We start from the raw sequence: 24,047 nt of genomic DNA on the forward strand, positions 1-24,047 counted from the left end.
TGCGGCGCGTGCATTCGCGGGAACCAAACAGTGTATTGGCGCGTATCTAAGATGATTGTTGGTGACCGAAAAGGCAAAAATCCAGTCTGTATCTCATTAGTTCCAAAACTTTGGAGAAAAAGTAATGTCTGCAGCTTTAATCCGCAGTAATTTCCTTCGCAAGCTCGTTGCCGTGGTGTGCTTGTGCGCCTTTTCAGCTTCGGCCCAGCAGGCCAACACCGCCCTGTCCATGCAGCCGGCTCCGGCCGCGGCCGCGCAGAGTGGGAAGTCCATGCCGGACGCGCCGCAGGTCAAGCCCTTGCCGGAGCCCACCAACGTGGATTACTCCAGGCCCGTGCCTTTGCTTCCCAATCCGTTCGCGCGCTATATGCAGCGCACCGTGCCGCCCCCGGCGTTTACCAACGCGCCGAAGATGGAGCAGTTGATCAAGGATGGCAAACTGTTTCTCTCGCTCAATGACGCCATCGCCATTGCCCTGGCTGACAATCTGGACATCGCCGTGGCCCGCTACAATTTGCCCATCGCGGACACTGACATCCTGCGCACCAAGGCCGGCTCTTCATTCCTGGGCGTATCCACGGGCCTGGTCTCCAACACGCCGGGAGGGACCGGGAGCGGCATTACCGGCTCCAGCGGCACCGGCGCCGGAGGAACCACCGCGGGCTCCGGCGGTGCAGGAACGGGCGCTGGAGGCTTTGTCGGCTCCGCCAGCGGCGCGGGACCGCAGCCTGACAACTTTGACCCATCGCTGAGTACGCGTTTGCAATTCGAGCGCGCAAAGTCGCCCCAGGTTAGTACTGTTCTCACCGGAAGCGCAGTCTCGCAACAGAACACTACGGTTGCAGACTTTACCTACAGCCAGGGCTTTTCTCCGGGCACGGCGCTTTCCGTCGCCTACAACAACGTGCGGCAGGCTTCCAACAACCCCCTCAATTCCTTGAACCCGGTGTTGCAGTCCAGCTTTTCGGCTTCAGTGCGCCAGCACCTGCTCCAGGGATTTGGCCGCAGCCTGAACTTGCGCTTGATCCGCACTGCGCAAAACACCAAGAAGATTACCGAAGAAGGTTTCCGCGGGCAGGTGATCGCCACCGTCAGCACGGTGGAGAATATTTACTGGAACCTGGTCAACGCCTACGAAGACTACAAAGTGAAAGAGCGTTCCCTGGGGCTGGCTAAGAAGACCCTTTCCGACAACCAGAAGCAGGTGGAGATCGGCACCCTGGCGCCTCTGGATGTGGTCCGCGCGCAGAGCAGCGTAGCCACGGCCGAGCAGGCCCTGATCGCATCCAAAACCAATCTCCAGCTGCAGCAACTGTTCATCAAGAACGCGCTCACGCGCAGCTTGCCCAACGATTCTCCCGTGGTGCAGGCGGAAGTGATCCCCACGGACACGGTGCAGGTCCCTGACAAGGAAAACCTGCCGCCGGTAGAGGAGTTGGTAAGACTGGCGCTGGCCAACCGGCCTGATTACACGGGGCAAAAAATCAATTTGCTGAACAGCCAGCTTACCCTGAAGGGCACCAGGAACGGTCTGTTGCCGGTGGTGGACCTGATCGGCTTTTACGGTGCGTCGTCGCTGGCAGGCGTGCAGAATCCGCTGAGGACCTGCCCGCCCGCCGTAGTGCCTTCCGCAAGCAATCCCTGTCTTCTGCCGGGGACCTTCCCCGCCACCGGGCTGGGTGACGCGTTTTCCAACCTGTTCAATTCGACTGCGCCGGACAAAGGCGTGGCCATCAACATCAATATCCCGCTGGGCAATCGTGTGGCCCAGGCCACGCACGTTCGCGCGCAACTGGAGTACCGTCAGTCGCAATTGCTGCTGAAGAGCGTGGAGAACAACATTGCCATCAGCATCCGCAACGATGCTTTCAACGTGGAGAACAGCCGGGCCGCGGTGATCGCCGCCCAGACGGCCCGCGACCTTGCCGCCCAGACTCTGGACGCGGAGCAGAAAAAATACAACCTGGGAGCTTCCACTTATCTTAACGTCCTGCAGGACGAGCGTGATCTGGCCCAGAACGAATCCAACCTGGTCCAGGCCAAGATCAACTACGCCAAGGCCCGGGTGCAGCTCGATCAGGATACGGCACAAACTTTGGACCGCTACAACATCAAGATCGATGAAGCGGTGACCGGCGACATCAAGACCATTCCTAACGTGCCCGGTACCATGCCCAGCAAGACGGCCATGCAGGAGACCAACCCATCGTCCCCGAAGTAACGCAACAAAGTTAGAGCAGAACCGGCTAAGCAAGACCGCCCGGCTGGATGGGTTCCAGCCGGGTTTTCGTTTTCGATGGAGAGATTTCTCATAGATAAGTCGCGAGGGACTGGCAACCATCCACAATAGAACTCCGCTTGCATCTGGCCAGGGCTCTATCTTCCATGTATGAAAACCGCTCAACCTAGCGCCCATTTTCTTTTTGCGCTATATTTCGGAGCCTCGCGAATTCGCCAAAGGCCTTGTTCCTTGGGAAGCAGATGGAGGTATCAGCGATGCATCGTCCCCGTCAGTTGGCTGCGTTGGTCATTGTACTGGTCGTGGTTGGCCGCACTTCTTACGCGCAAAAGACCGGAGCGGATGACTGGCTGCCGGTCACCCCGCAGGACCTACAGATCAAGAATGTGCCGGGAAACTCCAATGCCTCCGCCTTGCAGCTCTATTTCAGCTATTTCAAGAACGACAATGAGAACTTCATCTCTGTCTACAAACGCATCAAGATATTGAACGACGCGGGCAAGAAATATGCGGATGTGGAAATTGAGATTGGCCCTGGCCAATCTCTGAAGACGGTGGCTGCGCGCACCATCCATCCTGATGGAGCCATTGTTGAATTCAAAGACAAGCCACTGGAAAAGACAGTTCTCAAGGCGCGCGGCGTAAAGTATGTCGCCAAGACGTTCACGCTGCCGGAAGTGACTGTGGGCAGCATCGTCGAGGTGCGCTGGACGATCAACCTGCCATTACGCACCGTTCAATCCATTTCCGCGTGGCCCGTCCAAGGGGATCTGTTTACCTTGAAAGAGACCCTGCGTTTCCGGCCATTCCAGGGCCTGGTCGTGGTCCCCACCGAATGGGCCAACCTCAGCCAAAAATCCCAAGTGTCCTATAGTTACTTGAACCAGGTGGACATGACTCCTCTCCAGAAAAAAGAAGGCAACGTGATGCAACTGGATCTGGAGAACGTCCCGGCGTTCTACTCGGAGGAGTACATGCCTCCGCATGACGACTACCGCCAGGTCGTCCTGTTCTATTACGGAGGCCGGGAGACGGCTTCGCCGGAGAAATACTGGGAAGAGTGGCGGCGGCTGGGCACGCAGTACATAGACAAGTTCATTGGGAATTTTCACGAAATCCGCGAACTGGCAGAGCAAACCATGGCAGGAGAGACCGATCCGGAAAAGAAACTGCGCAAGCTCTATGCTCGCGCGCAGCAGGTCAGAAACCTTTCCTTTGAGCGGGCACGCACCAGCACCGAATCCAAGAAGGAAGACCTCAAGACCAACAACAATGCTTTGGACGTGCTGCGGCACGGTTACGGAACGTCCTTTGACATCAGCGCATTGTTTGCGGGGATGGCGCGCGCCTTGGGCTTCGAAGCGTACCTTCTGGAAGCTTCAGACCGGGGAGACCGCTCGTTTAACCGGTTGGTGCTCTGGCTGGGCCAGATTAGTCACGATGTAGTTTTAATAAGGACCGGTGGAAAAGAAATTGTGTTGGACCCCGGCACCAGGCTTTGTCCTTTTGGCGCGCTGCGTTGGAGGAACAGTTCGGTTACGGCCTTGAGGCTCAGCCGGAATTACGATGCCTTCGCTACCACGCCCGCACCCGAGCCGTCGCGGACGCACCGCGTGGCCAAAATGCAACTTAGCGCTGACGGCACCCTGAAGGGCGAAATCACCATCGAACTAAGCGGTGAAGATGCGCTGGAGCACCGCCTGGAGGCGCTGGATACGGACGAAGCCGGGCGCCGCAAGAGTTGGGAAGATGAATTGAATGCCGGGTTGCCCAACGGCGCCACCGTGAAAATGGCGGATTCGCAGGGCTGGGACGCCACAGAAAGCCCGTTGACCGCGCGCTTCACCGTGGAGATTCCCAGCTATGCCTCCGTGGCGGGAAAGCGCCTGGTTGTGCCCGCGGTGCTCTTCTCCACTTTGCAGAAAAACATGTTCACGCATACCATGCGGCAGTATCCCATCGTTTTCCCCTATCCTTTTTCAGAATCCGACGAAGTAGCCATCCAGTTGCCCGATGGCTACACCGTGGAAGCGCCGCCTTACAGGCGCCGGGCCGGACTCGCCTACGCGGGCTACGAATTCAGCAGTGAGGTCCAGGGCCAGCAGCTTTCCTTGACTCGCAAATTGCGTCTGGAAGGCCTGTCTTTCCCGCCGGAAAAATATCCTGAGCTGAAAGGATTCTTTGGCGTTGTCCAGGGTGGCGATGAGAGTCAGGCTGTCCTGCGGCCGCAGGAAGCAGCCAGTCCTGAGAAATCTGAAAACTGACTAATGCAACGGCGCCCACTGGAGACCCGGCTTCGCGATTCAACTGGTCGCCGTTACCACACCGCTAGTACCGCAACCTATCAATCATTCCGATGGCCGTAACTACTGGTCTAACCGGTTCATATCTATCAGCTATTTTCAACTTATGGTCAAAGCCTGCTTTTTGATATATAGTACGGCGCAAAGACACCCCCTGATTTGCTTCTCCTAGAGTTCAGCATACCCTGAGGTGAAGTTGATGAGAGTTTTGCGCCCATTTGTATATATCGGATGCCTGCTGTCCTGCGCAGTTGGTTGGGGACAAAAGACTGACTGGCTTCCCGTCACTCCGCGGGATCTGCAGATCAAGGAAGTACCCGGCAATCCCGGAGCACCGGCCATTCAGCTTTATTACTTCCAGGACATTGACGACTCCGCCGCTAACAACGAGTCGGAGCGGGTTTACCGGCGCATCAAGATCCTGACGGAAAAAGGCAACAAGTACGCGGACGTTGAAATTGTTGTGCCGCCGGGCTGCCACGTGCAGGAAGTGAAGGCGCGCACTATCCATCCTGACGGCAAGACCATTGACTTTACCGGCAAGCCTTTTGACAAGGTGTTGGTCAAAGGCAACGGCTTCAAATTCATGGGAAAAGCCTTCACCCTGCCGGAAGTCACTCCAGGCAGCATTGTCGAGTACCGGTACAAACTGGACTATCCGCCGAATGAGCTGCCCTTCCACGAATGGGCGGTGCAGCACGAACTCTACACGGTGAAGGAAGACTTCCGCATCCGCGCCTACACCGGGCGCCTGGTCGGCGAGGAAGGGTCCGGGCTCTCCCTTTCCAGCCATCTGCCCAGCAGCATCAGGCCGCAGAGAAAAGGCGAGGGGTTTGAGTTGACGGCCCAGGACGTGCCGCCTTTTGAAGCTGAGCCCTTCATGCCTCCCGAGGCTTCTTACATCTACCGTGTGAGCTTCTTTTACGGCGGGCAGGAACTCCGGACTGCAGAGACGTTCTGGCAACATGTCGGCAACCGCTGGAATGATCAGTCTGAAGCCTTCATCGGCAACCGGAAAGAAGCGCGTGAGGCCGCGACGGCGGCGATCGGCAGCGCAACCGATCCGGAAAAGAAATTGCGGGCACTGTACGCCCGCGCACAACAAATCAGGAACCTGAGTTACGAACGCGGCCGCACGGAAGAGGAACAGAAGAAAGAAAGTCTGAAGCCCAACCAGAACGTTGCGGACGTGCTGACGCGCGGTTATGGCTATCGCGACGACATCACGCGGACGTTCATCGCCATGGCCCGCGCCGCCGGCTTTACCGCGTCTTTGGTCCGCGTGAGCAACCGCAGCGAGAGGTTCTTTGACAAGAACACCATGTCCCGCCGCCAGCTTGATGCGGAGATCGCCCAGGTAAGCCTCAACGGCCGCGACGTCCTGCTCGATCCCGGAACAAGGTTTTGTCCCTTTGGCCTGCTGCGCTGGATCAGGACGTCCACCAAAGCCATGCGCGTAACCAAGGGTGGAGGCGAGATGTTTGAGACCCCCGGCGCCCCGCAAGACCAGGCGGTGATTGAGCGCACCACCCAGGCGTCACTGGACGATGATGGTGCTCTCCAAGCTGAAATCAAAGTTGTGTACAAGGGATCGGAAGCCCTGGAGCGCCGTCTGGAAGCAACCGAGACCGACGATGCGGGACGAAAGAAGAACCTGGAAGATGAAGTCAAGAAGTGGCTGCCTCCCGGAGCTGTGGCCAAGGTGAAAGAAGTGAAAGCCTGGGAAGGGACCGAAGAGCCGCTGGAAGCCAGCTTCACGGTGACCGTACCCAGCTACGCTTCTGTGGCCGGCAAACGGTTGCTGGTGCCGGTGAGCCTGTTCCAGCCCCGGCAGAAGAATGCGTTTAAGACCCAGGAGCGCAAGTATCCTGTCTATTTCCCCTACGCGTTTGCAGAAGACGACACTACCACCATCAAAGTCCCAGCCGGATATTCGGTGGAAACTGCGCTCCAGTCGCATCAAGCCAGCCTGCCGGCCGCTGTCTATCAAAATCATGTTGAGCTGAGCGGCGCACAATTGGTGTCCCACCGTGTGCTGCAGGTGAACGGGATCTATTTCCGCGCGGACCAGTACTCTGACGTGCGCAACTTCTTCAGCCAGGTCCAACTGGGGGATGAACAGCAAGCGGTATTCCAGGGAGGCAGCGTCCATGCACAAAAAGAAAATTAACTTCGCCATCGTTCTGTTCGTCCTGCTGCTTCCCCTGGCTGCCAACGCCGGCGTGCCAGACTGGCTGCGCAACGCGGCCCAGCAGCCGGTGAAGAAATACGCTGACGACGTGAACGCCGTTGTGCTCCTGGATGAAACCGAAACCACGGTGAAAGACAGCGGCGAAACCGTGACGCACGTGCGCCAGGTGATCAAGGTGCTTCGCCCGGAAGGACGCAGCTCGGCGTTCCAACCCGTGCCCTTTGACGACGAGACCAAGCTGGGCTACTTCAAAGGCTGGAGCATCAACGCCAAAGGCCAGGAGTACGAAGCCAAGAAGGACGACGTGATAGAAGTCTCCGGCGGCGAAGGGTACGAGATCTATTCGGACACCAAAGTCAAGGTAATGCGGATCCCCGGCGTGGACGTGGGGACCGTAGTCGGGGTGGAATACGAACAGAAGCGCCATCCTTATACCTTCGAAGAGCACTGGTTCTTTCAGGACAGAATACCGGTCGAACACGCGCGCTATGTTCTGCATCTGCCGCCGAGTTGGGAATATCGCGCTGCGTGGCTCCACTATCCCGAAAAAGCCGCGCAAGGAGGGAACGGGACGTACGTTTGGGACTTGACTGATCTTCCTCGCGTTGAAAGGGAAGTGGAAGCGCCAAAATTCCGGGCGCTGGCAGGCCAACTCATCGTCACTTTCTTTTCCGAAAAGACCAGGGGCCGGACCTATGCCAACTGGAACGATTACGCAGCCTGGCAATACCAATTGACGGTGCCGATGCGCGAAGCATCTCCCGCGCTGCAGCAGAAAGTCCTGGAATTGGCTCCTGCTGCCATGCCTACGCTCGACCGCATCAAGGCCCTGGCGCGGTTTGCGCAGCGGGACGTTCGCTATGCGGCCATCGAGATCGGCATCGGAGGTCATCAGCCGCATGCCGCCAGCCAGGTTTTCAGCAACCGGTACGGCGATTGCAAAGACAAGGCCAACTTGCTGAGTACCATGCTGGCGCAAATCGGCGTGAAATCGTACTACTTCCTGATCCATACGGACCGCGGGATTTATTCGGAGAAGTCCCCGCCGACGATCGGCTTCAACCATGCCATCCTGGCCATTCAGTTGCCGCCGGCCAGCTTCCGCGAAGGCATGCCCGCGGTGTACGAGCATCCTAAACTCGGCCATCTGTTGATCTTTGATCCCACTTCCACCGTGGTCCCCTTCGGGCAGATTCCTTCTTATGAGCAGGACAACTACGGATTGCTGGTGAGCGACCAAGGCGGTGAGTTGATTCACCTGCCGGTCAGCGCCCCGGACATGAACCGGATTACGCGCACCGCCAAACTCACCTTGCAGGCCGACGGCTCCATCAAAGGAGAGGTGCAGGAAATCCGCACGGGCAACGAGGCGGCCCTGGGCCGGTATGCCTTTGAGCATCAGACGTCGGCCGACCGCAGGAAAATCCTGGAGCGTTTTCTCGGCAGAATGATGGGCAACTTCCAGTTGGACACCGTGGACGCCGAAAACCTGGACGACATTGATAAGGACTTGATCATCCGCTACAAGTTCACGGCCGAACACTATGCCAAGAACGCCGGAGCGCTGCTGCTGGTGCGTCCGCGGGTGCTGGGAGAAAAGCTGGGGGCGCTGGATATGACCAAGCCCCGCCACTACCCTTACTCCTTTGACGTGCCCACGCTGCAAACCGATACTTTTGAGTTCAACCTGCCGGAAGGCTACAAGATTGACGAGTTGCCGGAAGCGGCCAAAGCGAACTTTCCTTTCGCCGATTACAGCAGCAAGTTCGAAAACACCGGTACCCAGCTCAAGTACAGCCGCGAGTACAAGATCAAGTCCACCGTGGTCCCGGCGGAGAAGATCAGCGAAGTGGGCAAGTTCTTTCATCAGATCAATCAGGATGAGAGGAACATGGCGGTATTGAAGCGGGCCAACTGAATCGAAAGGTGAACTGCATGCGCTGGCTTTTCTGCGCGGTTTTGATCGCCGGCCTGGCCGCGCCCTGTGTGGCTTCCGGCCCGGGGGAAGAGTTTCTTCCCATCAACCCGCAAGAACTTCAGATGACGGAATTCAAGCCCGTCCCCGGCGCCGCGGCCGTCCTGCTGTACTACGCCAACCAGATTGACGACCAGGAACACTCAGAGTTTTTTTACTCGCGCATCAAGATCTTTTCCGACGGCGGCAAGCGCCACGCCAACGTGGAAATTCCCATGGTGGAGAAGACCGGAATCATGGACCTCTCCGCGCGGACCATCCATCCCGACGGGACCATCATTGCGATGACCGAGCAGCCGTTTGAAAAGACCGTGTTCCGGGTAAAGGGGGTGCGCGTCCGGGTGCAGGCCTTCACTCTGCCGCAGGTCACCGCCGGCAGCATCATCGAATACAAATACAAACTGCATTACGGCGACAAAGGGTTGCGGCATCACAATTGGACCGTGCAGCACGATATGTTCACCGTCAAGGCCCACTTTCGGTTTCGTTATGACAAACAGTGGGCCGTGCGCTGGCTGCCCACTGCTGGCCTGGACAAGAGCCCTGACCATGACATGAAAGACCGCGTTTTTCAGATGGACGTGGAAAACGTGCCGGCATTTGAAGCCGAAGAGCACATGCCTCCGGAAGACAGTTACAAGCTCAAAGTCAGGTTCTTTTACACCTCGCCCTACATGAGTTCGCCTTCGTCATTCTGGTCGGAGAGAGGGCGGGTGTTTTCTCTGTATATCGAGGGCTTCCTGGGCAACCACAAGGAAATCAAGGAAATCAGAAAGGCCGCGGATGACGCGATAGGGGCGGAGACAGACCCGGAAAAGAAACTGCGCAAGCTCTACGCGCGCGCGCAGGAAATAAGAAACCTGTCTTACGAACGAAGGCGGACCGAGAAAGAACAGAAACAAGAAGACTTAAAAGCCCCCAAGAACGTTGAGGACGTGCTCAAGCATGGCTACGGCAGCCGCAATGACATTACGCGGCTGTTTGTGGCTCTGGCCCGCGCTGGCGGACTCACCGCCTCGGTGGTGTTTGTCTCCAGCCGCGAATCCCAGCTCTTTGACCGGGAAGTGCTCTCCTTCGGCCAGTTGGATTCGGAAATCGCGCTGGTAAGACTCAACGGCAAATCAATCTTTCTGGACCCCGGTACCCGCTTCTGTCCCTACGGGCTGCTGCGCTGGATGCGAACCGGCACCGCGGCCATGGACATGCGCGATCCTGGCCCGCTGTTCAACACGCCCGGCGCCAGCCAGGATGAAGCCCCTATGTTCCGGTCCGCCAACCTCACGCTCAGTCCTGAAGGCGCCCTCAAAGGCGAGCTACGCGTTGAGTTTGGAGGCGCCGAATCACTGGAGCGCCGGCTCTCTGCTTTGGAGACGGATGATGCCGGGCGAAAAAAGGAAATGGAAGAAGAAGTCAAGACATGGCTCCCCATCCACGCCAAAGTGGACATGACCGATTCCGCGGCGTGGGACAAGGAAAACGAACCGCTCACCGCCATCTTCAATATTGAAGTGCCGGAATTCGCGTCCGCGGCCGGTAAGCGCCTGCTGGTGCCTTCCGCTTTGTTCCAGTCCAACCGCACCGGCTTCCTGAAGTCCGGGACGCGCAAGTACCCGGTGTACATGCGCTACGCGTTTAGCGAGCATGACGAAATCTTTATCGAGGTCCCGGAAGGCTATACGGCGGAGAGCCTGGCTTCCGCGCAGGCCGCCAAAACCACCTACGCCAGCTATAAAAGCCAATCCAGCATGGAGGGCAAGCGGCTCCACGTGGACCGTTCCTTGCTGTTCAACGGCGTGTTCTTCCAGCCCGACCGTTACAACGACCTGCGCGATTTCTTCGGCAAAGTGCGGGCAGGCGACGAATCGCAGAGTGTCTTGCGCCAGGGTGCAACCGCTGAAGCTCAAAAAAGTAATTAACGGCGCGGTGCGGTTTGCTTCAAAAGTGAGACCACGCTGGTGACGCAAAGAGCGCTGGTGCTGGGTGGCACCTATTTTGCTCTTCCCCACTATCCGGAGTTGAAGGATTTTTTTGCCAAAGTGCAGGCCGGCGACGAATCGCAGAGCGTGCTGCGCCAGGGAGCAACCAGCGCGCAGAAAGCCAACTGATGCCTGCGTGCCGTCTAAAGGTTACTTGCTCACGCCTTTTCTCATCTTCTATGATGAACAGGCGGCCCAAAGTCACGGCCGAGGCGGTCAACAAGCTCAAATATGGCAGATCAATCCAAGAAGAAACCTGAGACCGGCATCGCGGAAAGCCCCATCGCGGAAATATTTGAGGGGCGGCATCCCGCGGTTTCCGAAAAGCACTGGGCGGAAACCACGCTGGCCAAGTCTCTGGACAAGAACCCGGAAAAGCCGATTGGCGCGTCCACCGGCGTCAACCTGGACGAAAACGGAACGGCGCGCTTTACCACCATCAGCGGGATGCCCATCCGTCGCCTGTACACCCAGGCGGACCTGCCCGATGACTGGAACTATGAAAAGCACCTGAATTATCCCGGCCAGCCGCCGTACACGCGCGGCATCCACTCCAGCGGCTACCGCGGCCGGCTTTGGACCATGCGCCAGTTCTCCGGCTTCGCCTCGCCGGAAGAGACCAACGAACGCTACAAATATCTGCTGGCCAGCGGCGGCGGCGGGCTGTCGGTGGCGTTCGATCTGCCGACCCTGATGGGCTATGACTCTGACCATCCGGCCAGCGAAGGCGAGGTGGGCAAGTGCGGCGTGGCCATTGATTCGCTGGAAGACATGGAAATTTTGTTCAGCGGCATTGACCTGGAGAAGACCACGGTCAGCATGACCATCAATTCCCCGGCGTCGGTGCTGTGGGCGATGTATTTGGTGGTCGCGGAAAAACAGGGCGCGGACTGGAAGAAAATCTCCGGCACCACGCAAAACGATATTCTGAAAGAGTACATCGCGCAGAAGGAATACATTTATCCGCCGGCGCCTTCGATGCGCCTGGTGATTGATACGTTTGAATTTGGTTCCAAGTTCACGCCCAAGTTCAATACCATCTCCATCAGCGGATACCACATTCGTGAAGCCGGCTCCACCGCGCTGCAGGAACTGGCCTTCACCATCTATGACGGCGTGGAATACGTGGAGTGGGCGCGCCGCCGCGGCCTGGACGTGGACGAATTCGGCCCGCGCCTCAGCTTCTTCTTCAACTCACACAACGATTTCTTCGAAGAGATTGCCAAGTTCCGCGCTTCGCGCAAGATCTGGTATCGGCTGATGAAAGACCGCTTCAAGGCCGAGAACCAACGCACGTGGCTAATGCGGTTTCACACCCAGACTGCCGGCGTGTCGCTGACGGCGCAGCAGCCTTTGAACAACATTGCCCGCGTAGGCATACAGGCCCTGGCAGCGGTCCTGGGCGGAACGCAGTCCCTGCACACCGATTCCTTTGACGAAGCCCTGGCCTTGCCCACCGAGGAAGCCGCGCGCATCGCGCTACGCACGCAGCAGATCATCGCGTATGAATCGGGCGTCGCGCAGACGGTGGACCCGCTTGCCGGGTCCTACTTCGTGGAAAAGCTCACGCTGGACATGGAGAAGGGCGCCTTCGACTACTTTGACAAGCTGGACGCCATGGGCGGCATGGTCAAAGCCATTGAGAACGGCTATCCGCAGAAAGAGATTGCTGAGGCCTCTTACCAGTTCCAGCGCGCCGTGGAAGCTAAAGAGAAAATCATCGTGGGCTCCAATGAATTCGTGATCGAAGAGAAGCAGCCGGAGACCCTGTACATCGGCGAATCGGTGGCGGTGCAGCAGACGAAGAAACTAAAAGCTCTGCGCGCGCGCCGCGACAACGCGGCCGTGGAGCGCTGCCTGGACGCCCTGAAGCGCGCCGCCGCGCATGAGCCCCAAGTCCGCACGGACGGCCACATCAGTGACGCCAACACCATGCCGTTCATCATTGACTGCGTCCGAGGGTATGCGACGGTCGGCGAGATTTGCCAGGCGCTAAGGGAAGTGTATGGAACGTATGAAGAGGTGAGCATCACGTAATCGCCGAGATCGCCGAGATCGCCGAGATCGCACGGAATCGCTCGTGATCCGAGATCGCACCCCACCGGCAGTTCAGGGTTTGATAGACAGCGTTAGGTTGCGAATCATTGATGGTGCGCCTTTCCGATTACGGCGATTCCGGCGATCACGCGCGATTCCGGCGATGTCTGAACACGGCCCACTGCTCCGTCCCTTTGATTTTCTGCAGCCAATCACTCTCCGCCAGCAGCTTTTCCGATTCCGGCGAGCGGTACGCGATGAACACCGGTCTCGGGCTGGCCTGCCATGATTTCCGCAAATTTGTGAGCACTGCGGCGAACACGGCTTCAGGAAAAGGGTTGAACAGGTAAACCACCAGCGGGCCTTCCGGAAATTCGAACTCGCGGGCATCCATGCACGCGCTTTGGATTTGCGGAGCCAACGGTTCGCTGGCCGCAAACTTGCGAATGTTTTCCTCCGCCACGCGATGCAGTTCCGGCAGGAATTCCACTCCAATGATTCTTCGGAATCCGTAAGCCGCCGCCAGCAGCAGCGCCCGGCCTTTGCCGGAGCCTAGGTCCACAAACGTGAAGTCCGCGAACTGTATGGGCAGGGCCTGCATGATTTGCTCAAACAGCCACGGTTCAATGGCGAAGTATGGAGTCGCGGTAAAGGCCGTCAAGAACCGCGTGGCAAAGCTGAGGTTGGAGCGAGTGGTGTCCACGGCGTGTTCAAAGTCGTAATCAAGATCGTCAAAGCGCAGGCGGCGGCGCGCGGGCAACCCGCCGAGCAACGTCGAGCCGAAGGCGAATGTGGCGCTCGATAGCGTCCTGAGAGTGCCATGCTGCTGCGCATGATCTCTCCACAAGCGCCCGAATGTTCGGGCGAAGTTGTTCTCAGCCGTTTCGCCGGCAGCGGCAGACGCCGTGCTTGGATTAGAATCAGCATCCATGAAAAAGGCAGTTGATCATCTCAAGAATTCAGACGCAATTCTAGCTTCAATCATCGAACGTGTTGGTCCGCCGAAACTGGCCTATCGCGAACCATCGTTTGAAGCACTGGCGCGGGCCATTGTCAACCAGCAACTCAGCACCAAGGCCGCGCGCACCATCTACGGGCGTTTGATAGAAGCGGCTGGCGGCACAATTACACCAGAGGCCATCCAAAGCCTGAGCGTCGGCGAGATGCGGCGGGCGGGCTTGTCCAAGCAGAAAACCGGTTACATACGCGATCTGGCGGAGCACGTGCTGAGCGGCAAAGTGGATTTCGCGCAACTGCATGCCATGGGCGACGAAGAAGTGATCGTCGCGCTGACCGGCATCAAAGGCATTGGCGAGTGGACGGCGCACATGTTCCTGCTGTTCGCCTTGCGCCGGCCCAACGTCTTGCCGGTGGGCGACCTGGGCGTGCGTATCGCCATACAGCGCCTGTATCGCAAAAGAAAGCTGCCGGCGGCGAAAGAGATCCACAAGCTGGCCAAAGGCTGGCATCCGTATTGCAGCTTTGCCGCGTGGTATTTGTGGCGAAGTTTGGAGCTGAAGGAATCGCCGGAATCGCCGAAATTGCCAAAATCGCCGAAATTCAAGAAACAAGCCCGAATCGCGCGACCAAGATAGAGGCCGATGATGAAAAGTTAGTGTTCAGGTATTTGCCTTTCAATTTTGGCAGTTACCCGATTTTGGCAATTCTGGCAATTCTCCGTGCCTCCGTGCCTCCGTGGTGGATTTTCTGCTTCTGATAAAATCAACCCTAGTGGCAAATGACCGCAAAATCCGCGTGCTTGTCGCCAAGCCTGGGCTGGACGGCCACGACCGTGGCGCCAAGGTCATTGCCCGGGCGCTACGCGACGCCGGCATGGAGGTCATCTACACCGGGCTGCGCCAGACGCCGGAGATGATCGTCAACTCCGCGTTGCAGGAAGATGTGGACGTGATTGGTCTTTCCATTCTCTCCGGCGCCCACAACGCGATTGTGCCGCGGGTCTCCGAAATGCTGCGCCAGCACAAGATGGACGACGTGCTGCTCCTGGTGGGCGGGATCATCCCGGAGCAGGATTTTGCCGCGATGAAAAAAGCCGGCGTGGCCGGCATCTTCAATCCCGGCACGCCCATGGACGAGATTGCCGAGTTCATCCGCAAGAACGTGAAACCGCGCGGCATTCCAGCATAGCTGCGATTCGAGCCTTCCTTTTAATGGCGCTCCGCTCCGCTGCGCGCCCGCCTACGGCAATTTGGAGTTGTTTTTGTTGCCTGTCGGCACGACTTCGCAGGTCGTCGTTCGCTGCGCTCGCTTCGTCCTAGGCGCTCAAGTCGTGCCCTGACACTTGTCTCGTTCTGGCAGCGTGGGTACTTTCGTTCACCGGTTTCTGCATCTTTCTTGCGGCAAATCAAATATACTTAAAGCTGTTCATTCCCATGAGCAAGCTGGAAGAGATCCTGTCCGCAACGCGGCAGCGCGTGTCCCATAGCAAAGCAGGGGCGGACTTGCGCGCGCTGGAGAAGGCGGCCGCGGACCACGCGCCGCGCGGGTTTCGCAAGCGCCTGCTGGCCATGTCCCAACTGGGCCCGGCGGTAATTGCGGAACTCAAGAAAGCTTCGCCCTCCAAGGGCGTCATCCGCGGCACTTTTCCTGTGGGGATTCTGGCCAATCAACTGGCGCGCAGCGGCGCGTCGGCCCTTTCCGTGCTCACCGATGAACAGTTCTTCCAAGGTTCGCTGGCCAATCTGCTGGAAGCTTCCGCGGCCACCAACCTGCCCTGCCTGCGCAAAGATTTTATCGTGGACGAATTTCAGGTCCTGGAAGCGCGCGCCAGCCACGCGGACGCCATCCTTCTGATCATGGCCGCGCTGGATGACGCTACCTTCACCCGCCTGCTGGACTATTCGCGCGGCCTGGAACTGGACGCGCTGTGTGAAGTCCACAATTTGGACGAGCTGAAGCGCGCGCTGGAAGGCGGCGCGGACATCATCGGCGTGAACAGCCGCGACCTCACCACATTCCACGTGAACCTGGATACGGTGGTGGAACTGGCCGGCAGCATCCCCAATCACGTGCTGCGCGTGGCGGAAAGCGGGATTGATCGGGGCGCGGAAATCCGCGAGCTGCACGCCGCCGGCTACCAGGCGTTCCTGATTGGCGAAGCGCTGATGCGCGCGGACGATCCCGGCAAGAAGCTGGAGCTGCTTTTGCAGGAAGCTGGATGGTATTCAGAGTCTCCCTCGGCGTCCGCCAACTGGCGCGGCATAGTCCAATAGGGCGGGTCCAATTCCCAAACCATCATGCACACCTGGATCAAATTCTGTGGCACCACTTCTTTGGAAGATGCGCAGGCTTCGGTAGAGGCCGGCGCCGACGCGCTGGGTTTCATCTTTGCGCCCAGCAAGCGCCGCATCACGCCGGAGAAGGCGCGCGCCATCGTGGACCGTCTGCCGCGCGAGATCCGGAAAGTGGGCGTGTTCATGAACGAATCCGCCGCACAGATCCAGGCGATTATCAAGGAAGCGGGCCTGACCCTGGTACAGTTGCATGGCGACGAGCCGCCGGAGTTTGTGCTGGCGCTGCGCGAACAGATCGGCGTGATCAAGACCATTCTGGTGAACAGCAGTCTGGAAGACCGTTTCGCGCAGTATTTCGGCCATCGCGAATGCGCTGATCACATCCTGCTGGATTCGGGCGCGGGCAGCGGCTTGACGTTTGACTGGCTCGCCGTGCGGGCGCGCGTGAATGGCTACAACGCGCGGCTGATTGTGGCCGGCGGATTGACGCCGCACAACGTCGGCATTGCGATGCACGCGCTCCATCCCTGGGGCGTGGACGTGGTGACGGGCATTGAGTCCGAGCCGGGACGCAAGGACCCGGCCAAGATGAAGGCGTTCGTGGCAGCGGTGCGAAAGGCAGAACGGCTGTAAGAGGAACAGCAAGGAGGAACCATGGCGAGCGCAGCACGCAAGGTCAAGCCCGTGGCCGGACGATTCGGTCCCTACGGCGGGCGCTACGTCCCCGAGACGCTGATGGCCGCGCTGGAAGAACTGGAGCGCGAATACGAACGCGCGCGCCGCGACAAGAAGTTTCAAGCTGAATTTGCCCGCCTGCTCAAAGACTATGCCGGACGTCCCACGCCGCTGTTTCACGCTCGCCGCCTGAGCCAGCAACTGGGCGGCGCCAAAATTTATCTCAAGCGTGAAGACCTGCTGCATACCGGAGCGCACAAGATCAACAACTGCCTAGGCCAGGCATTGCTCGCGCAACGCATGGGCAAGAAGCGCATCATCGCTGAGACCGGGGCGGGCCAGCACGGCGTGGCCACCGCCACGGTCTGCGCTCTGTTCGGGTACGAGTGTGTGGTGTACATGGGCACGGAAGACATGCGCCGGCAGGAGCTGAACGTTTTCCGCATGCGGCTGCTGGGAGCCGAGGTCTGCGGCGTGGATTCCGGATCTAAGACGCTGAAAGACGCTATCAATGAAGCCATGCGCGATTGGGTGACCAACGTGCGGACGACGCATTATCTGCTGGGCAGCGTGCTGGGAGCGCACCCGTATCCCACCATGGTGCGGGATTTTCATTCGGTCATCGGACGGGAAGCGCGCGCGCAAATTCTGAAAACGGAAGGCAAGCTGCCTACCGCGATCATCGCCTGCGTGGGCGGAGGATCGAATTCCATTGGCATCTTCCACCAGTTCATCGGCGACAAGCGCGTCAAGCTGATTGGCGTGGAGGCTGGCGGACGCGGCGAGCGATTGGGTGAACACGCGGCGCGTTTTCGCGGCGGGATGCCGGGCGTGCTGCAAGGAACTTTTTCTTACGTGTTGCAGGACGAAGCCGGCCAGATTGCGGCCACGCACTCGGTGTCCGCTGGACTCGACTATCCTTCCATCGGTCCGGAACATGCCGCGCTTGCGGATTCCGGCCGCGCTGAGTATCTAGCGGCGTCCGATGAAGAGGCCCTGGAAGCGTGCAGCCGGCTGGCAAAGACCGAAGGCATTATCCCGGCGCTGGAGTCGGCGCACGCGGTGGCGGAGTGCATCAAGCGCGCGCCGAAAATGAAGAAGTCAGACGTGCTCATCGTGAATATCTCAGGACGCGGAGACAAGGACATTGGGATCTTGAGGGAGAATTTGAAGATTGGGTGATCGGGAAGAAATCGCCGTGATCGCGCGTGATCGCCGACATCGCGCGAGATCGGAAAACAAACATCCACCACGGAGACACGGAGTCACGGAGAAAGCAAGAAATGGGAAAGAGCCAAAGATGAAGAGCCGCCTCCAGTTTGCGAAAAAGCCAGGTCTGGTCGTGTACGTGACCTGCGGGGACCCAGACATCGCCACGACGCACGCGATCATCCTCTCGGCCATTAGCGCCGGCGCGGACGTGATCGAGTTGGGCGTGCCCTTCAGTGATCCTCTGGCCGATGGGCCGGTGATCCAACGGGCCAGTGAACGCGCGCTGAAGCATGGAACGTCTTTGCGAGATGTTTTGCATCTGGCGGCGGAAATCCGCAAAGAATCGGATGCCGGGTTGGTCATTTTTTCTTACTTGAATCCAGTGCTCCGCATGGGGATGGAGCGATTTTGCGACGAATCGGCCAAAGCCGGTGTGGACGGCGCTCTTCTCACCGACCTCACGCTGGAAGAAGCCGATGACTATCGCCGACAAATGGCCGCCCGCGGTCTGGACACCATCTTTCTGGCGGCTCCCACCAGTCCGGACGCGCGCTTGAAGAAGATCGCCCAGGCCAGCCGGGGATTTGTGTATGCCGTTTCCCGCACCGGAGTGACCGGCACGCAAAAACAATTGGCCGGCGACGCCAGCGCGTTGGTGAAACGCATCCGCAAGTACACCAAGCTGCCGGTCGCGGTGGGCTTTGGCATCTCCACCGGCGAGCAGTTTGCCCAGGTGGGCGCATTTGCCGACGCCGCGGTGGTGGGCAGCGCGATTGTGCAGGCGGTCGAGCAGAATCCGGGGCGTGAGCCGCAGGCCGTGGCCGAGTTGATCCGCTCGTTGAAGAGTGGCGCGTAGCCGCCGACAGTCGAGAGCCCCTCTTCACAAAGTTAACATCGTTAAGTTATTCTTTATAGATACCAATTTCATTAAGTTTTTTATCGTATGGTAAGCCCGTTATACGGAAGGCGGAAGCCATGGATATCGCCGATTGGCGCAAGAAAATTGATGAACTGGACCGGCAACTGGTCGAACTGCTGAACCAGCGGGCACAGGCGGCCCATGAGATCGGCAAGCTGAAGCGCAACACGCGCATGCCCATCTATGAGCCGGACCGCGAGAAGATCATCTTTGACAACGTCTGCAGGACCAACCGCGGCCCGCTGCCGGACAGCGAATTGCGCCAGGTGTTCGAGCGCATTATTGACGTGATGCGCAACATTCAGCGAGAAGAGATTGTTCCCAAGGAACGGTCCGTGCCGGAGGCGAGCACGGAATTTGATCTGGAAGTGAACGATTGAAGAATCGCCGAGATCGCAGCGACATCGCGTGACACCGCCGAAATCGGGACTAGGAACATCTCACCACGGAGGCACGGAGACACGGAGAAGGGCAAAGCGGTCGCCGGAATAAGAATCGCCGCGCCACTATCAGCACACCGAACCGGAGGGCTCAGCACGAACGGAGCGTACAGCAGCACTAGCTGCCACAGGAAATCATGATTGTAGCAATGCAAGAACAGGCAAGCGAAGAGCAGATCCAGCAGGTGATTGAACGCCTGGTGGACATGGGCTTTGAAGTGCACCGTTCCACCGGTGCGCGACAGACCGTGCTGGGCGCGGTAGGCCAGCGCCGCGAATTCGACATCCGCGATATTGAAGTTCTGTCCGGCGTGGGGGAAGTCCACCGCGTCAGTTCGCCATACAAGCTGGTGGCAAGAGGCTTCCGCGAGGACGGGACGATCGTAAAGTTCGCGAACGGCGTTACCATCGGCGGCGACGAAGTGGCCTTGATGGCCGGCCCGTGTTCGGTGGAATCGCGCGACCAGTTGTTTGCAGTAGCGGAATCGGTTTCGCGATCGGGCGCCAAGTTCCTGCGCGGAGGCGCGTTCAAGCCGCGCAGCTCGCCTTACACGTTTCAAGGGCTGGGCGAAGAAGGCCTGAAGCTGCTGCGCGAAGCCGCCGACAAGTTCCACATGCTGGTGATCAGCGAAGTCATGGAGATCTCGCAAATCCCGCTGATGCTGCCTTATGTGGACATTCTGCAAGTGGGCGCACGCAACATGCAGAACTTTAACCTGCTGCGCGAATTGGGCAAGGTGCGCAAACCGGTGCTGCTCAAGCGGGGCATCGCCGCCACCATTGAAGAACTGCTGCTTTCCGCGGAATACCTGCTGGCCGGCGGCAACTACGACGTGATTCTGTGCGAGCGCGGTATTCGCACGTTTGAAACCTACACCCGCAACACCATGGACATTTCCGCCATCCCCATTGTGAAAAAACTTTCGCATCTGCCCATGATGGCTGATCCTTCTCACGGCACCGGGCGTCGCGACAAAGTTGCTCCCATGGGGCGGGCGGCCATCGCCGCCGGAGCTGACGGCCTGCTGATTGAGGTCCACAACAATCCGGACAAAGCGCTTTCTGACGGCGCCCAGTCTCTCTACCCGGAACAATTTGCCGAATTGATGGGCCAGCTTCGCGTAATTGCTCCCGCCGTGGGGCGCAGACTCGGGTAGAATCTCCTGAACATTAGTCCCAGCGAACGGACTTGAGATGGAGCCCTCAAGCCCTGCGGAGAAGGCCATTACAAAATTGACGCGGCGCCTCGCCTGTGGGGGAGTGTGTCTCTGGAGAACATGGCTTTCAAGCAAATCACCATCATTGGCACGGGATTGATCGGCGGATCGTTCGGCATGGCGATCAAGTCCGCGGGATTTCCCGGCCGCATCATCGGCTGCGACCGCCAGGCCGTCGTGGACCGCGCGCGCGCCATGCGGGCCATTGATCTGGGCACCGAAGATGCGTTTGAGGCCGTCCAGGGCAGCGACCTGATTGTGCTGGCGACTCCGGTGGGCGCGATCATTGACTTCATCGAACGCATCGGGCCCATCGCCGCACCGGACGCGCTGATCACCGACGTGGGCAGCACCAAGAAAGAAATTATCGATCGCGCACGCTCGGTCTTTGGCGACCACGCGCCCGCGCGTTTTCTCGGCGGACATCCCATGGCCGGCAAGGAACACGGCGGCTTGGAGAACGCCGAGTCCAAGCTGTTTGTGAATGCCGTGTGGCTGCTGGTACCGCAGCCCGGGCAGGACTTGGAACACGGCAAGCTCAAAGAGTTTCGCGACCTGCTGGAACATATTGGCGCGCGCGTAATGAAGATGGACGCGGAACGCCATGACCGCCTGTGCGCCTGGATCAGCCACCTGCCGCAAATGATCTCCACCGCCCTGGCGGCAACGCTGCTCGACGAATTCAGTGACGCCGACCTGCACGCCATCGGCGGGCGCGCGCTGCGCGAGATGACGCGCATTGCGTCCAGCCCGTATTCCATGTGGCGGGACATCGCCTACACCAACGCCGGCAATATTGAAGCCGCGCTGCACGCGCTGGAACAGCGGCTGGCGCATATTCGCGAAAATCTGCGGTCGCCACAACTGCGCGAAGAGTTTGAGCGCGCCAACAAATTTGAGCTGGTCAAGAGGGACGTGGCCCACACCGTGCTCGTCGTCCCCGGCTGGCTCAACTCCGGCCCGCAGCATTGGCAGACGCTGTGGGAGCAGCAGAACCCGATCTTTTTGCGCGTCCAGCAAAAAGACTGGGACACGCCGCACAAAAGCTGGTGGCTGGACCGCATCTCGGCGGAAGTGCGGCAGGCGCCGGGACCGATTGTGTTTGCCGCGCACAGCCTGGGATGCCTGGCTATTGCCCACTGGGCCGCCGCTGAGCCGGTCTTGGCTGGCAAGATCAAAGGCGCGCTGCTGGTTGCCCCGGCCGACGTTGACCGCAAAGACTCGCCGCGCGAACTGCTGGACTTCGCCCCCGTCCCCAAAAACCCGCTGCCGTTTCCGACGATTGTTGTGGCCAGCAACAACGATCCTTACCTCGCTCCCGACCGCGCGCGTGAAATTGCCCGCGCCTGGGGCAGCCGCTTTGTGGACGTCGGCTCGGCCGGCCATATCAACGGCGACTCTGGCGTGGGCGACTGGCCGGAAGGGAAGCGGTTGCTGCGGCATTTGATAGAAGGGGAATGACGGGGATCGCCGGAATCGCCGACATCGCCGTCATCGCCGAAATCGGGAAAACCAAACCCTGAACCACAAAGGACACGAAGGAGCACGAAGGTATGCTGACCACGGAGGACACGGAGAGAGCACGGAGGGCAAGGTTCCACAGTGGCGAATGGTATGGAATTGATCTGGCGCCGGTTTGCGACGCCCGTGTGGCACCGGCACTCCTGCCGGTGCGTTTTTCTCGACCTGGTTCTCTGTGTCCTCTGTGGTGATCCTTCTCTTGTGTCCCTTCGTGTCCTTCGTGGTTAGCTCTGCTTTTCTCCGTGCCTCCGTGGTGGAATCTGCCGCCTGCTTCCATTTGCGGCCACCGCTATTTAGAATCGTCTGTTTATGAATAAAGTCTTTGCCAGCGCTGAGGAAGCTGTCCGCGACGTGCAGGACGGCGCCACGATCATGGTCGGCGGGTTCGGGCTGTGCGGCATCCCGGAAGAACTGATTGAGGCCCTGGTGCGCAAGGGCGTCAAGGACCTGACCACCATCTCCAACAATGCCGGCGTGGACACATACGGCCTGGGCAAGCTGCTGCAAAATGGCCAGATCAAAAAACACATTGGCTCTTACGTGGGCGAAAACAAAGTTTTCGAGCAGATGGTGCTCACCGGCAAGGTGGTGCTGGAGCTGAATCCGCAGGGCACGCTGGCGGAGCGCATTCGCGCCGGCGGCGCGGGCATCCCCGCGTTCTTCACGCCCACGGGCGCGGGGACGATTGTTGCCGAAGGCAAAGAGGTGCGGGATTTTGACGGGCGTCCGCATGTGATGGAGCGCGCGCTGAAAGCCGACTTTGCGCTGGTGAAAGCCTGGAAGGCCGATCGCTGGGGCAACCTGATGTTCCGCAAGACGGCGCGCAACTTCAATCCCGTAATGGCCACGGCCGCGCGGGTGACCATCGCCGAAGTGGAAGAGATTGTGGAGCCGGGCCAGCTTGATCCTGACAAAGTCCACGTGCCCAGCGTTTACGTGAAACGTATTGTTCTTAGCAAGGCAGAAAAGCGGATTGAGAAGCGGACGGTGAGGAAGAAGGCAGCTACTAGCCGCTAGCGACTAGCAGCTAGCCGCCCAACTACGAAAATATCAAAGTCCATAGAAGAGCCAACCATGTCCACCACACCAGTCAAACCCGAAAAACAAAAAGACGAAGACAAGCGCGAGCGCATCGTCAAACGGATTGCCCGCGATTTGAAAGACGGCTTCTATGTGAACCTGGGCATCGGCATGCCGACTCTGGTCGCCAACTACGTTCCCGCGGGGATTGAAGTCGTCCTGCAAAGCGAAAACGGCATGCTGGGCGTGGGGCCGTTTCCCTTCGAAGGCGAAGAAGACCCTGACCTGATCAACGCCGGCAAAGAAACGGTGACGGAGATTCCGGGCACCGCGTATTTTTCCAGCGCCGATTCGTTTGCCATGATCCGCGGCGGGCACATTGACTTCAGCGTGCTGGGCGCGATGGAAGTGGACCAGGAAGGCAATCTGGCCAACTGGATGATCCCCGGCAAAATGGTCAAAGGCATGGGCGGCGCCATGGACCTGGTGGCCGGCGCGCGGCGCACGGTGATCGCCATGGAGCACACCACCAAAGAAGGCGCGCCCAAGATCCTCAAAAAATGCACGCTGCCGCTGACCGGCGTGAAAGTGGTGAACACTATCGTGACCGAGATGGCGTACATCAGCGTGACGCCGCAAGGCCTGGTGCTGGAAGAAGTGGCGCCCGGACTGACCGCGGCCGACGTGCAAAAAGCAACGGAAGCCAAGCTGATTGTGAGCCCGAACTTGAAGACCATGGAAAGTTGAAGATTGCAGCGCGGAACCTGATTGCATCGGGGGCCTTGTTAGCATCAAAGATATGGGAGGAAAGCATGCAAGCCGATAGCGTTGAAGTCTCCTGGGATGCTGCCAAATCGAAATGGATGGTGCGAATTCAGACCGGCGAAGAAGTGATTCGCCGCCATTGCAGTCTGCCACAGAACGCGGATGAGCCGGCGTTGCGGCAGGCAGCGCTCGAGACGCTGAAAGATGAAGGCTACGAGTTGGATAGCGCGGCGATTACGGTGAAACGGATGGCGAGCTAGAGCGCAAAGACCGAAAAGGGCGAGTCCGATTTACGCGCCGAGC

At 59.1% G+C, this 24,047-nt stretch carries 20 protein-coding genes and 1 pseudogene; 20 read left to right on the forward strand and 1 reads right to left on the reverse strand.

Going from position 1 to position 24,047, the window contains the following annotated elements:
• The first annotated feature begins 124 nt into the window (after positions 1 to 124).
• The 7 genes from LAO20_04550 to LAO20_04580 all read left to right on the forward strand — a co-directional run bounded on the left by LAO20_04550 (position 125) and on the right by LAO20_04580 (position 12,721).
• The gene (locus LAO20_04550; GenBank protein MBZ5530680.1) at positions 125 to 2,221 is read left to right on the forward strand and encodes a TolC family protein; all 2,097 of its coding nucleotides are present in this window, start codon (positions 125 to 127) and stop codon (positions 2,219 to 2,221) included.
• Positions 2,222 to 2,496: 275 nt separating this feature from the next.
• Positions 2,497 to 4,503, forward strand: coding sequence for a DUF3857 and transglutaminase domain-containing protein (locus tag LAO20_04555; protein MBZ5530681.1), 2,007 nt, complete (start codon positions 2,497 to 2,499; stop codon positions 4,501 to 4,503).
• A gap of 238 nt (positions 4,504 to 4,741) precedes the next feature.
• Complete coding sequence (locus LAO20_04560) at positions 4,742 to 6,712, forward strand: DUF3857 and transglutaminase domain-containing protein (protein ID MBZ5530682.1); 1,971 nt, start codon at positions 4,742 to 4,744, stop codon at positions 6,710 to 6,712.
• Positions 6,693 to 8,651 (forward strand): DUF3857 domain-containing transglutaminase family protein, encoded by a 1,959-nt coding sequence (locus tag LAO20_04565; GenBank protein MBZ5530683.1) that lies wholly within the window; start codon positions 6,693 to 6,695, stop codon positions 8,649 to 8,651. The genes LAO20_04560 and LAO20_04565 overlap by 20 nt, the downstream gene beginning before the upstream one ends.
• A 17-nt stretch (positions 8,652 to 8,668) precedes the next feature.
• Positions 8,669 to 10,624 (forward strand): DUF3857 and transglutaminase domain-containing protein, encoded by a 1,956-nt coding sequence (locus LAO20_04570; protein ID MBZ5530684.1) that lies wholly within the window; start codon positions 8,669 to 8,671, stop codon positions 10,622 to 10,624.
• 39 nt (positions 10,625 to 10,663) lie between these two features.
• Complete coding sequence (locus LAO20_04575) at positions 10,664 to 10,813, forward strand: hypothetical protein (GenBank protein MBZ5530685.1); 150 nt, start codon at positions 10,664 to 10,666, stop codon at positions 10,811 to 10,813.
• A gap of 102 nt (positions 10,814 to 10,915) precedes the next feature.
• Positions 10,916 to 12,721, forward strand: coding sequence for a methylmalonyl-CoA mutase family protein (locus tag LAO20_04580; protein MBZ5530686.1), 1,806 nt, complete (start codon positions 10,916 to 10,918; stop codon positions 12,719 to 12,721).
• Between the two features lie 145 nt (positions 12,722 to 12,866).
• Here the strand turns inward: LAO20_04580 and LAO20_04585 are convergent, their stop codons facing one another.
• Positions 12,867 to 13,652 carry a class I SAM-dependent methyltransferase gene (locus tag LAO20_04585; protein MBZ5530687.1) on the reverse strand — a complete coding sequence of 262 codons (786 nt, stop codon included), beginning with the start codon at positions 13,650 to 13,652 and terminating at the stop codon, positions 12,867 to 12,869.
• Between LAO20_04585 and LAO20_04590 the strand changes: the two genes are divergently transcribed.
• The 13 genes and pseudogenes from LAO20_04590 to LAO20_04650 all read left to right on the forward strand — a co-directional run bounded on the left by LAO20_04590 (position 13,651) and on the right by LAO20_04650 (position 24,004).
• Positions 13,651 to 14,316, forward strand: coding sequence for a DNA-3-methyladenine glycosylase (locus LAO20_04590; protein MBZ5530688.1), 666 nt, complete (start codon positions 13,651 to 13,653; stop codon positions 14,314 to 14,316). The two genes, LAO20_04585 and LAO20_04590, sit on opposite strands and share 2 nt — an antisense overlap.
• 136 nt (positions 14,317 to 14,452) lie before the next feature.
• The gene (locus LAO20_04595) at positions 14,453 to 14,869 is read left to right on the forward strand and encodes a cobalamin B12-binding domain-containing protein (GenBank protein MBZ5530689.1); all 417 of its coding nucleotides are present in this window, start codon (positions 14,453 to 14,455) and stop codon (positions 14,867 to 14,869) included.
• Positions 14,870 to 15,114: 245 nt separating this feature from the next.
• Complete coding sequence (gene trpC, locus LAO20_04600) at positions 15,115 to 15,954, forward strand: indole-3-glycerol phosphate synthase TrpC (protein ID MBZ5530690.1); 840 nt, start codon at positions 15,115 to 15,117, stop codon at positions 15,952 to 15,954.
• A gap of 24 nt (positions 15,955 to 15,978) precedes the next feature.
• Entirely contained in the window at positions 15,979 to 16,608 is a 630-nt protein-coding gene (locus LAO20_04605; GenBank protein MBZ5530691.1) for a phosphoribosylanthranilate isomerase, read from the forward strand.
• Positions 16,609 to 16,629: 21 nt separating this feature from the next.
• The gene (gene trpB / locus LAO20_04610) at positions 16,630 to 17,832 is read left to right on the forward strand and encodes a tryptophan synthase subunit beta (protein MBZ5530692.1); all 1,203 of its coding nucleotides are present in this window, start codon (positions 16,630 to 16,632) and stop codon (positions 17,830 to 17,832) included.
• 118 nt (positions 17,833 to 17,950) lie between these two features.
• A complete protein-coding gene (trpA, locus tag LAO20_04615) occupies positions 17,951 to 18,718 on the forward strand; it encodes a tryptophan synthase subunit alpha (protein ID MBZ5530693.1) in 768 nt (255 codons plus the stop codon).
• Between the two features lie 119 nt (positions 18,719 to 18,837).
• The gene (locus LAO20_04620) at positions 18,838 to 19,161 is read left to right on the forward strand and encodes a chorismate mutase (protein ID MBZ5530694.1); all 324 of its coding nucleotides are present in this window, start codon (positions 18,838 to 18,840) and stop codon (positions 19,159 to 19,161) included.
• Between the two features lie 197 nt (positions 19,162 to 19,358).
• Positions 19,359 to 20,378, forward strand: a complete 1,020-nt coding sequence (gene aroF, locus LAO20_04625; protein ID MBZ5530695.1) for a 3-deoxy-7-phosphoheptulonate synthase — start codon at positions 19,359 to 19,361, stop codon at positions 20,376 to 20,378.
• A 120-nt stretch (positions 20,379 to 20,498) separates the two neighbouring features.
• A pseudogene (locus tag LAO20_04630) lies at positions 20,499 to 21,341 on the forward strand (prephenate dehydrogenase/arogenate dehydrogenase family protein).
• A 12-nt stretch (positions 21,342 to 21,353) separates the two neighbouring features.
• A complete protein-coding gene (locus LAO20_04635; protein ID MBZ5530696.1) occupies positions 21,354 to 21,899 on the forward strand; it encodes an alpha/beta hydrolase in 546 nt (181 codons plus the stop codon).
• 369 nt (positions 21,900 to 22,268) lie between these two features.
• A complete protein-coding gene (locus tag LAO20_04640; GenBank protein ID MBZ5530697.1) occupies positions 22,269 to 22,976 on the forward strand; it encodes a CoA transferase subunit A in 708 nt (235 codons plus the stop codon).
• Positions 22,977 to 23,033: 57 nt separating this feature from the next.
• Positions 23,034 to 23,726, forward strand: a complete 693-nt coding sequence (locus LAO20_04645) for a CoA transferase subunit B (GenBank protein ID MBZ5530698.1) — start codon at positions 23,034 to 23,036, stop codon at positions 23,724 to 23,726.
• Positions 23,723 to 24,004, forward strand: a complete 282-nt coding sequence (locus tag LAO20_04650) for a hypothetical protein (protein MBZ5530699.1) — start codon at positions 23,723 to 23,725, stop codon at positions 24,002 to 24,004. The genes LAO20_04645 and LAO20_04650 overlap by 4 nt, the downstream gene beginning before the upstream one ends.
• Positions 24,005 to 24,047 lie beyond the last annotated feature (43 nt).

Source organism: Terriglobia bacterium (assembly GCA_020072815.1).
Taxonomy (GTDB): domain Bacteria; phylum Acidobacteriota; class Terriglobia; order Terriglobales; family Acidobacteriaceae; genus Angelobacter.

Coding starts and splice junctions, on each gene's coding strand:
- LAO20_04640 (MBZ5530697.1), top strand. CDS start 22,269: ATGAATAAAGTCTTTGCCAGCGCTGAGGAAGCTGTCCGCGACGTGCAG.
- LAO20_04645 (MBZ5530698.1), top strand. CDS start 23,034: ATGTCCACCACACCAGTCAAACCCGAAAAACAAAAAGACGAAGACAAG.
- LAO20_04590 (MBZ5530688.1), top strand. CDS start 13,651: ATGAAAAAGGCAGTTGATCATCTCAAGAATTCAGACGCAATTCTAGCT.
- LAO20_04555 (MBZ5530681.1), top strand. CDS start 2,497: ATGCATCGTCCCCGTCAGTTGGCTGCGTTGGTCATTGTACTGGTCGTG.
- trpA (MBZ5530693.1), top strand. CDS start 17,951: ATGAAGAGCCGCCTCCAGTTTGCGAAAAAGCCAGGTCTGGTCGTGTAC.
- LAO20_04550 (MBZ5530680.1), top strand. CDS start 125: ATGTCTGCAGCTTTAATCCGCAGTAATTTCCTTCGCAAGCTCGTTGCC.
- LAO20_04580 (MBZ5530686.1), top strand. CDS start 10,916: ATGGCAGATCAATCCAAGAAGAAACCTGAGACCGGCATCGCGGAAAGC.
- LAO20_04605 (MBZ5530691.1), top strand. CDS start 15,979: ATGCACACCTGGATCAAATTCTGTGGCACCACTTCTTTGGAAGATGCG.
- LAO20_04585 (MBZ5530687.1), bottom strand. CDS start 13,652: ATGGATGCTGATTCTAATCCAAGCACGGCGTCTGCCGCTGCCGGCGAA.
- trpB (MBZ5530692.1), top strand. CDS start 16,630: ATGGCGAGCGCAGCACGCAAGGTCAAGCCCGTGGCCGGACGATTCGGT.
- trpC (MBZ5530690.1), top strand. CDS start 15,115: ATGAGCAAGCTGGAAGAGATCCTGTCCGCAACGCGGCAGCGCGTGTCC.
- LAO20_04620 (MBZ5530694.1), top strand. CDS start 18,838: ATGGATATCGCCGATTGGCGCAAGAAAATTGATGAACTGGACCGGCAA.
- aroF (MBZ5530695.1), top strand. CDS start 19,359: ATGATTGTAGCAATGCAAGAACAGGCAAGCGAAGAGCAGATCCAGCAG.
- LAO20_04560 (MBZ5530682.1), top strand. CDS start 4,742: ATGAGAGTTTTGCGCCCATTTGTATATATCGGATGCCTGCTGTCCTGC.
- LAO20_04565 (MBZ5530683.1), top strand. CDS start 6,693: ATGCACAAAAAGAAAATTAACTTCGCCATCGTTCTGTTCGTCCTGCTG.
- LAO20_04570 (MBZ5530684.1), top strand. CDS start 8,669: ATGCGCTGGCTTTTCTGCGCGGTTTTGATCGCCGGCCTGGCCGCGCCC.